Origin of the sequence: uncultured Methanofollis sp. (assembly GCF_937919355.1) — an archaeon.
In the GTDB taxonomy this organism is placed as follows: Archaea; Halobacteriota; Methanomicrobia; order Methanomicrobiales; family Methanofollaceae; genus Methanofollis.
Genome location: NZ_CALFSA010000034.1, coordinates 1 through 8,457, shown reverse-complemented (window position 1 = coordinate 8,457; position 8,457 = coordinate 1). Strand labels below are relative to the sequence as shown.

Annotated in this window: 9 protein-coding genes and 1 pseudogene; 3 read left to right on the top strand and 7 right to left on the bottom strand. The window is 58.9% G+C overall.

What is annotated here, in order from left to right; all coding sequences use genetic code 11:
• Window positions 1-1,233 (top strand): MFS transporter (locus Q0520_RS01800; protein WP_342765227.1); only part of this gene is annotated, 1,233 nt, incomplete at its 5' end.
• A gap of 29 nt (window positions 1,234-1,262) precedes the next feature.
• Here Q0520_RS01800 and Q0520_RS01795 read toward each other — a convergent pair.
• Window positions 1,263-1,682: a hypothetical protein gene (locus tag Q0520_RS01795; RefSeq protein ID WP_298665839.1), complete on the bottom strand. Its 420-nt coding sequence runs from the start codon at window positions 1,680-1,682 to the stop codon at window positions 1,263-1,265.
• A gap of 199 nt (window positions 1,683-1,881) precedes the next feature.
• On the opposite strand from Q0520_RS01795, the gene Q0520_RS01790 reads away from it, so the two are divergent.
• Together Q0520_RS01790 and Q0520_RS01785 are read left to right on the top strand one after the other, a co-directional pair.
• Window positions 1,882-2,586 (top strand): metal-dependent hydrolase, encoded by a 705-nt coding sequence (locus tag Q0520_RS01790; protein ID WP_298665837.1) that lies wholly within the window; start codon window positions 1,882-1,884, stop codon window positions 2,584-2,586.
• A gap of 236 nt (window positions 2,587-2,822) precedes the next feature.
• Window positions 2,823-3,809, top strand: coding sequence for a DUF1616 domain-containing protein (locus Q0520_RS01785; protein WP_298665835.1), 987 nt, complete (start codon window positions 2,823-2,825; stop codon window positions 3,807-3,809).
• Here the strand turns inward: Q0520_RS01785 and Q0520_RS01780 are convergent.
• The 6 genes and pseudogenes from Q0520_RS01780 to Q0520_RS01755 all read right to left on the bottom strand — a co-directional run.
• Window positions 3,790-4,554: a hypothetical protein gene (locus Q0520_RS01780; RefSeq protein ID WP_298665833.1), complete on the bottom strand. Its 765-nt coding sequence runs from the start codon at window positions 4,552-4,554 to the stop codon at window positions 3,790-3,792. The two genes, Q0520_RS01785 and Q0520_RS01780, sit on opposite strands and share 20 nt — an antisense overlap.
• Window positions 4,551-4,979, bottom strand: a complete 429-nt coding sequence (locus tag Q0520_RS01775) for a hypothetical protein (protein ID WP_298665831.1) — start codon at window positions 4,977-4,979, stop codon at window positions 4,551-4,553. The genes Q0520_RS01780 and Q0520_RS01775 overlap by 4 nt, the downstream gene beginning before the upstream one ends.
• 30 nt (window positions 4,980-5,009) lie before the next feature.
• The gene (locus Q0520_RS01770) at window positions 5,010-6,287 is read right to left on the bottom strand and encodes a DUF58 domain-containing protein (protein WP_298665829.1); all 1,278 of its coding nucleotides are present in this window, start codon (window positions 6,285-6,287) and stop codon (window positions 5,010-5,012) included.
• Between the two features lie 3 nt (window positions 6,288-6,290).
• Window positions 6,291-7,280 carry a MoxR family ATPase gene (locus Q0520_RS01765; RefSeq protein WP_298665827.1) on the bottom strand — a complete coding sequence of 330 codons (990 nt, stop codon included), beginning with the start codon at window positions 7,278-7,280 and terminating at the stop codon, window positions 6,291-6,293.
• Window positions 7,265-8,137 (bottom strand): DUF4350 domain-containing protein, encoded by an 873-nt coding sequence (locus tag Q0520_RS01760; protein ID WP_298665825.1) that lies wholly within the window; start codon window positions 8,135-8,137, stop codon window positions 7,265-7,267. The genes Q0520_RS01765 and Q0520_RS01760 overlap by 16 nt, the downstream gene beginning before the upstream one ends.
• Window positions 8,134-8,457, bottom strand: a pseudogene (locus Q0520_RS01755) (ABC transporter substrate-binding protein); the annotation flags it as partial. The pseudogene Q0520_RS01755 and the gene Q0520_RS01760, both read right to left, overlap by 4 nt.

Here is an 8,457-nt window from a genome sequence, read left to right as displayed (position 1 = left end):
CGGGCAAACCTATTTCTCCTCCATCCCCCACCACCCACCATGGCCGGGCCAGATCAGACGACTGCCCCGCAGCAGAACGCAATGAAGATCATCCTCATCCTCGGGATCGTCAGCCTTCTCGGCGACATCGTCTCGAATGGGGCAAGGAGCGTCACCGGCCCGTACCTCCTCACCCTCGGGGGCTCCGCCGCCATCGTCGGCCTCGTCGCCGGCCTCGGCGACTTCACCGGTTACGGCCTGCGGGTACTCACAGGCCTCTACTCGGACCAGACACGGCACTACTGGCAGATAGTCTATATCGGCTACGGCCTCCTCCTCGCCATCCCCTTCCTTGCCCTGACCGGCACCTGGGAGGTCGCCGCACTCCTCCTCATCACAGAAAGGGTCGGCAAGGCGATCCGCGCACCGGCACGCGACACCATCATCTCCCTCGCAGCCTCGCCTGTCGGCCGCGGATGGGGAGTGGGCATCCACAAGGCCCTAGACCAGATAGGGGCAATCATCGGTCCCCTCATCCTCTCCGCGATGATCCTGACACCGGGAGGGTATCAGGCAGGCTTTGCCATCCTCGCCCTCCCGATCGTCCTTCTTTTCGTCTTCCTCGCCATAGGGAAGAGGACCGTCCCCGAACCAGGGGTCTTCGAGAGATCAGACAAAGATGCAATCGTGCCGGAGGCACGCCGTTTCGTCCCGTACGCCACTTTCCTCTTCCTTGCAATGGCTGGTTTCGCCAGTTTCCCGCTCATTTCCTACCATATGAAGGCCCAGGGACTCATCGCAGATCCCGCCATCCCCCTTATCTATGCCGGGGCGATGGCCGTCTCCACCCTCGTCGCCCTTGCCAGCGGGTGGACCTATGACCGGATCAGGACGAGGGCCCTCCTCCTCATCCCCCTGATCAACATCACCATCCCCATCCTCGCCTTCAGCACCACTCCGTCCCTCATCATCATCGGCACCGTCATCTGGGGCGCGGGCATCGGCCTCCACGAGACAGTGATGCGGGCATCCCTCGCCGACAGGACGGCCACAGGCATCAGGGGCCAGGCCTTCGGGTACATCTACGCCGTCTACGGCATCGGGTGGTTCCTGGGAAGCACCGTGATGGGCGTTCTGTACGAGGTCTCGGTCACCCATATCGTCGGCTTCGTCGTCATCACCGAGGTGATGGCTTTAGTTGCCTATGCATGGATGCGGGAACAGGCCCGAAAAAAGCCGGCGACGGCCGGGTGAAAACGGCAGGACAAAATGAAAAGCCACCATCAGAGGATGGAGAGGGGAAGGTTCCGCAGCCCGGTGACCTGAAGACAGGTCGAGTATGTCCTGCCAGAGTGCCCGGCGCCGGAGACCTCACCCTCCGCAAGGTCGCGCAGGAGGATGTCCCGGATCACCATGTGGGCATAGACCTGGATATAACTCCGCTGATCGTGGGTCCACCAGCAGTTCACCGGGGCGACATGGCCGCAGTAGGGACAGGAGCACTGTGCCTCCGGGTCTTCCTCGAACCGGTATATCCTGTTCGACGAGAGGAGATTGAAGGAGTTCAGCCGCGCCCGCGAGATCCGCTCGACCTCACGTTCATTCAACTGCATCTTGAAGTTTCGCAGGCAGGCCGGGCAGGTCCGCTCAATATAGCCTTCGTCATCAAAGGGGAACGGGATACGGATATGAATATCACTCACAGGTGCTCACCACCGGGGGTCTCCTCCGGCACGGCCAGGACATGAGCACACCCCATCCACCGAATGCTGCTCCCTCTCATATACCCTTTGGTCTGGGGTCGTGCCAGGAGACGCAACGCCATCCACCGGGACAATGCAGGGAAGATGCTGCATGCAATATCGGCAAGATAGATATGGTGGGGCGCCTGAGTGGTGGTGAATGTTTCTCCTCTGCCACCTTGCCGCCGGCATCGTCATCGGCATCCTCCTCGCCCGGGCAGTCGGGGGCAGGCGAGATGTCGTTGCGGCGTGCGCTCTTGGCGCTATCCTCCCGGATCTTATCGACAAGCCCCTCGGCTACGTCATTCTCGCCGGGGCAGGGGGTTACGGCAGGATCTACACGCATACTCTCCTTTTCCTTGTCCTCGCCATGACAGTTGGTCTTATCCTCTTCTGGCGGTTCAGGTCCCCGGTCGTCCTTGCAGGCGCGGTCGGCGTCGCCTCCCACCAGGTCCTCGACACGATGTGGCTCTATCCAAGAAACTGGCTGTACCCATTCCTCGGGCCCTTCAGGGCAGGGGCGGAGAGCCGCGACCCCTGGAACCTCCTCATGACCGAGTTCTCCGAACCGTCAGAGTGGATCCTCTTTGCGGCTCTCCTCATTGTTGCCATTCTCTTCCTGAATAAAGAGTTCAGGACAACACTCTTCGAAAGGGCAGGACCGGCCCTCGAAAAGATCAGGATGCCCCTCGGAGGGGCGATCATACTCCTTGCCGGGATCATGGTCCTCTCAGGGGTGCTCTCCCTCCACCTGATACCGACCGGCCTCGAAAAACCAGGAGACCTCGTCCTCTGCGGTCTGGTCCTTGGAGGTGCCGGTTTTGCGATCGTGCAGGCCCACTGCCTCAAGATCGACAGTGCATAACTGATCAAAAAAGGGAAGAGAGGTCACTGCCGCCGGATCATCCGGTAACTGACAGTTGCAACCGGGACGACGACGACCCTGTCACTGACTCCTGTCCTTCCATCCACCCGGAGATCCGGGCTGAACATCTACCCTGTCCCTGGAGCCCTTATCAGTCTCCTGTATCTCACAGGAAAGCAGAAGAGAGAATAATATTATAAACATCCTTACAGGATATCAGGAAAAAAGGGGATGACATGGACCAGGGAGAGCATTATCAGCAGATCATCGAGGCCTTCGAGCCAGGCAATATACCCAAAGATCTCGTTATCATTACCTTATGCACTGTAGCGAGCATCCTGTGCGTCTATGTACCCATCCTCAACGCGAGCCCGCTGCGGGTGGTCTTCGGCCTTCTCACGGTCCTCTTCATCCCGGGTTATGCCCTGATCGCCGCACTCTTCCCGGAGAATGACGATCTTGACGGCATCGAGCGGGTAGCACTCTCCTTCGGCCTCTCGATCGCGGTCACTCCCCTGATCGGGCTTGCCCTGAACTACACTCCCTGGGGGATCAGGCTCGACCCTATACTTACCGTCCTCACTATCTTCACCTTCACCATGCTCGCCATCGCCCACGTGCGCCGGGCGGTGGTCCCCGTCGAGAAACGCTTCTCCGTGCCCTTCAGGGAGATGGCAGTTGAAGCGAAGGAAGACCTCTTCCCCGAAAACCAGTCGGGTACTGACAGAGCCCTCTCCGTCATCCTTATCATTGCCATCCTCGCCGCCATCGGCACAACCCTCTACGTGCTTGCCGTCCCGAAGGAGGGGGAGCACTTCACCGAGTTCTACATTCTCGGACCCGGTGGAAAAGCCACTGATTACCCGACCTCCTTTGTTGCCGGGAGCAACCAGTCCGTGATCGTCGGCGTCGGGAACCACGAGTACCGTGACATCACCTATACAGTCGAAGTGCTGCTCACCTCCCAGACCTTCGACCCGACAACCAACACCTCGGTCCTCAGGGATATGGTGATGATCGACCGTTTCGTCGTCACTGTCCCTCACAACCAGACAGTTGAGATGCCATTCCCCTTCACGCTCGAAAGGACCGACATGAACCGCCTGGACTTTATCCTCTTTAACGACACAGTTCCATCTGAGGGGGTCTGGGGGAAGGACAGACTTGATGCAGCGTACCGTGACCTCCACCTCTGGATCGGGGTCAGGCAACCGGAACAATAATAAGGTGGAGGCCGTCCCCCGCAGGCATCGCCGAGGCGATCTTGCAGGACTGACCGAGCCCTTCTGCTGCAATGCAGGCGATGAGGCCACAGACAGGACACCCCACCATCGTGCAGCACTTCGGAGAGGCCGCCCGAACCCTTCTGCATCCCTCAATCAGGGCAAAATCAGTCAGGTCAAGGACGAGGTTTTCGCCATCGAACTGCACCGATGCAGAACCCGCAAGCCCAAGCCCATCCTCGATCACTTCGCTGATAGCCTCACAGAGGTGATCCTTCTCATCAGGAACCTCAAAGGATGCGTGAGTCCTGAGGTGAGAGAGGAGGGGCGCACAGAGAGGAGTGATGACCACGGCGTCACCCTCGGGTGTCATGCAGTAGGAGGAGGATGGGAGGACAACGCTGGGCACCTTCGATCCGGCCGGTATCATTTCTAGAACCCTGCCTTCTTCATCCGGGGGAAAGAAAAGAGCATCGCCCTGGACGCCAAGGTCTGCAACGAGGGTCGCGACTGCGATCGTGCCCTGAACTGGGAGAAGTGCGGTGACGTCAGGGTCGAGTGACTCCCTCTTCGAGAGAGCAAGGAGAAAGATGGCGGTTACAAAACACCCGAAACCGGCGAGGACAAGCATGGCCGTCGTGAGGTCACCCCGGTTGCTGAGGGCTGCAAGGAGCAGGGCGGCTACAGCAGCAAGAAGAAGCACGATAGCCGCTTGAAACGTTGTATTCATCTCAGAGAATTTCATATGTCACCAATCTGCGCTTTCCAGACAGTTCTTGCCCATGCAATTGCAACGACACCCATGCCTATGAGAAATACCAGAGCAAAGACAGCAAGGGGAAGAACGGCATGCCTTATCCCTGTTGTAAGGATGAGGGTGAGGACAAGCACCAGCACAGAGAAGAGCAGATAGGCACCCTTCTCTCCTCCCATAGCAAAAAGATCCAGTTCGGCACCTGCACAACCGAGCGCAAGGAGCATGACGATGATGGCCCAGAGTGGAGAGGAGAGTCCAGCAGCCACCGCCACAAGGCAACCGGCGCAGAGATGCATAAACCAGCCTCCCTCCGTTGATCTCGTCAGCGCTACAACTCCGATATATGCAGCGATCGCTACAAGGCAGGTAAGATCGTCCCCTCCACAGGAGGCGGCCAGGATGCCAGCGATCACGACGGCGCCCTCCCCAATCCGCGAGTCCGTTCAGAACACCTCCACCTGGACAGTGGTGCCTGACCCAATCTGCCATTCCACGGGTTTACGCATCTCTGCCGGCACCCTGAGCCTGACACTAAGTTCCTGTCGCACCGCTTCTATGAGGATCTGGGAGAGGTGACTGCAATCACCCCGGCCGGTCGTATAGATCACGACCGCAGAGGCCCCGGACACGCGCATCGTCCTGGCCACTGCAAGCCTGAAAGGAAGAAACCCCTTCGTACCCCCAAAGACGGGGACGAGTGAGGTGAGACGAGCCCTGAACAGTCCCTCCCCGCCGACAGGAGGAACACGGATGCGGGCCCGCACACCACTCGGGTCAAGATAGCGATAGAGATGGGTCGCCCGTTCAACCGGCCTGATCGCCGCAAGTGCAGAGACAAATTCCTTGTTATCCGGGGAACCCCGAAGAAAGGTGAGGATCTCCCCCCCGGAAATGAGAAGGAGAGGGCATGCGTCGAAGTGTGTGCATATCCCTTCAGCTTCACCGCTTGCGACAATCGAGAACCTGGCAAAGTCTTCCGCTTCCGGGGCGTCATGACAATCAGGAAGGTCGATGATGACCAGAGGCGCCCCCCCGCTCTCCCCCTCGGGTTCGCGGATATAGAGTGCCCCAAACTTTGCCGAGATCTTCCAGTCCACCCGTGCCAGATCCTCGCCCGGGATGTATTCGTGGAATCCCCTGATATCCTCGCCTCCAAGAAGAGTCTTTCCTCCTCCGCTTAATCCCTCCCCTGCACCAAGGCCATACCCCTTTTGACGAACAGACTCAGGAACAACGCGGAAAGGAGGAGTGCAGAGATCAGAACGCCCCAGTCTGATCGTCCCTGAAAAAAAAGAGTCATGAACTGAGAATTTGAGGCCTCGAAAAGAAGTCTCACCAGCAGCCATAGGCCTGAGTACATACCTGATGAAGAGATGGCCCGGCCTTTGCTCTTCTCCTGCCTGCACCCCATCAATGACTGCAACAGCCGGTAAAATGTCCTCCGCACTGACAGAAAGAGGGAGGGACGCATTGTATGTAAGCAAGGCCTTTACAGGCAGGCGCCCCCCCTGCCGTACAATCCTCTTTCCCAGTGTCCGCTCCACGGTAACCGACCTCACAAGGGCAGCGACGGCACGACAAAAAAGGGCCGCCCTGAAGAGGATGAAGAGAGCGATCACGCCAGCAACAGCAGATCCAGCAGGATCGTCAAAAAGCACCGCATAAACACCAAGAGCCAGGGCAAGCACCCCCAGTCCCTGCACGGCGGGACCGCCCTTCACAGCTCAGGACACCTCGACGATCTGGAGGATCTCGCGCACGACCCCACTGGTTGTCACATCACCGATGAGCGCCTCGCGCTCAAGGATAAGACGGTGACTGAGGACTGCAGGGGCGACCGCCTTGACGTCGTCAGGGATGACGTACGTCCTCCCCTGCAGGGCGGCATGGGCCTTTGCACCCCGCAGAAGCGCAAGAGAACCGCGGCTGCTCGCTCCGAGCTGGATATCACCGTGATTTCGTGTCGCATCCACAATATCGGCGATGTAGCGGAGGATCGCATCGCTGGTGTGGATCTGCCGGACCACGCGAATCATGCGGGCAGTCTCCTGGGGAGTGAGGAGGGGGGTGAGCGAAGCCTCGTATTCTGCCCATTGGAGACGCCCCGCCTGATCGCGCCGGAGAATTTCAAGTTCGTCGTCGGCTTCAAGATAGGAGAGGGGGAGGCTGAACATAAACCGGTCGCGCTGCGCTTCCACAAGAGAGAAAGTCCCCTCGAACTCATAGGGGTTCTGCGTCGCCATCACGATATACGGCTTCGGGAGGGGGTAGGTCTCACCGTCGATCGTCACCTGGTGCTCGCTCATCGCTTCAAGGAGGGCGGACTGAGTCTTCGGGGTCAGGCGGTTGATCTCGTCGACGAGGAGAAAGTTCGAGAAGACAGGGCCCTTCTGCAGCACAAAAGTTCCGGTCTCAGGAGAGAAGATCCGCACACCCAGGATGTCAGCGGGCTGGACATCCACCGCCCCCTGGACACGCCTGAAAGACGAAGAAAGAAGATTCGCCATTATCTTTGCAATCGTTGTCTTCGCTGTCCCCGGAACACCTTCAAGGAGAACCGCACCCTCAGTAAGGATGCCTATGACAGTCATCTTGATGAGGGGTTCGTTGCCGACCACATAGTGCTGTGCGGCCTTGAGAATCTCAGCATAGGTGTCGGAGATCTGTTTCACGCTCTCCTCTGTCATGTCCATGCCATCTACTTCCCGATCCATTTTCTAAAATAATATGCAGCCCCTATTATGAAAAGGGCGGCGGTACTGATCTGGAGAAGGGGCCGCTCCTTCACCCACCTGATAGCCCCGGTCACAGGCCCGGCCTCTGCCGTCCTGCTCCATCCCTGCTCGACGAGAAGTATCGGACGACGGGTGAGGAGGGTGTCAATGAACTGCTTGTTGCCCTTCCCTATGCCCATCATTGAGTTGAGAAAGATCCCGGGATCACCAACAACGATCACCTCGCCACCGCCAATCTGCTCCCGTGCAGAGACCGTGAAGCGGCCCATTTCCTCGCTACCATCGAGAGTGGCATTCCTGTTGGTATCGACCCAGGAAAGGAGGGAAGTCCTAAGAAGGGTGTCGCCGCCCTCAAGAGCAGCTGGTCTATCGAGAATGACGGTTGAGACATTCTGAAGAAGAGAGGTATTTTCAACAGGATGCGCTGCAACCGCGGCGGGAGTGGAATAATCCCGGTCCACAGAGACGACTGGGTAGGGATGAATCCAGATCGTGGCCCCAAGTGCCCTGAGCATGGCGTCGCCGGTCCCGAAATCGTCACAGAGTATGATCGTGTTGTTGCGCGCGAGGAACTCTCTCCAGGCCGCAACCTGCACAGGTTGCGGGGGCCCTGCAGGGGCAATGATCAGGAGCGTCGCATCGGCGTAGTTCGAGAGGTCGGCAGGGTCGCTGATCTCATGAGCACCCACCTCTTCAAGGACAGAGAAGAAGGAGGAAGTCCCGTTCCACTGAACATTGTAGCGGCTGTATTGGTCGTAGGACGTGGAGAGGTGGACTCCGGCGACGAGGACGAGGACCAGAAGGGCAGTCGTCGCAAGAAGGATTCCGCCCTTCATCCCATGCCTCCAGAGACATAGGTCCCCGCAGGTTCAGGAAGCCCCTGGAACCGGGAGAGGTACTCGGCCTGAACTGCGGCAGGCTCGAGACCGGCGCACTGCTCCGGGTAGAACCAGGCGGCGAGGTACTGACGGCCGATGAAGTACTGCGGCCCTTCAACGAGGGAGGTATGGATCACGGCGACCTGCCCGGATTTTACAGCCTGGGTAGCGGTCCAACCCGGTCTCCTCCCGATCGCATTTTTGACTTCGATGAAACGGACCGGGATCTGGTCACCATATCCCCCCATCAGGTACGGTTCTCGCCCGACGAGTTTGAC

Excerpts from the sequence above, each read along its gene's own strand:
- Q0520_RS01790 (WP_298665837.1), top strand. The coding sequence starts at position 1,882 with ATGTTTCTCCTCTGCCACCTTGCCGCCGGCATCGTCATCGGCATCCTC.
- Q0520_RS01785 (WP_298665835.1), top strand. The coding sequence starts at position 2,823 with ATGGACCAGGGAGAGCATTATCAGCAGATCATCGAGGCCTTCGAGCCA.
- Q0520_RS01780 (WP_298665833.1), bottom strand. The coding sequence starts at position 4,554 with ATGAAATTCTCTGAGATGAATACAACGTTTCAAGCGGCTATCGTGCTT.
- Q0520_RS01765 (WP_298665827.1), bottom strand. The coding sequence starts at position 7,280 with ATGGATCGGGAAGTAGATGGCATGGACATGACAGAGGAGAGCGTGAAA.
- Q0520_RS01760 (WP_298665825.1), bottom strand. The coding sequence starts at position 8,137 with ATGAAGGGCGGAATCCTTCTTGCGACGACTGCCCTTCTGGTCCTCGTC.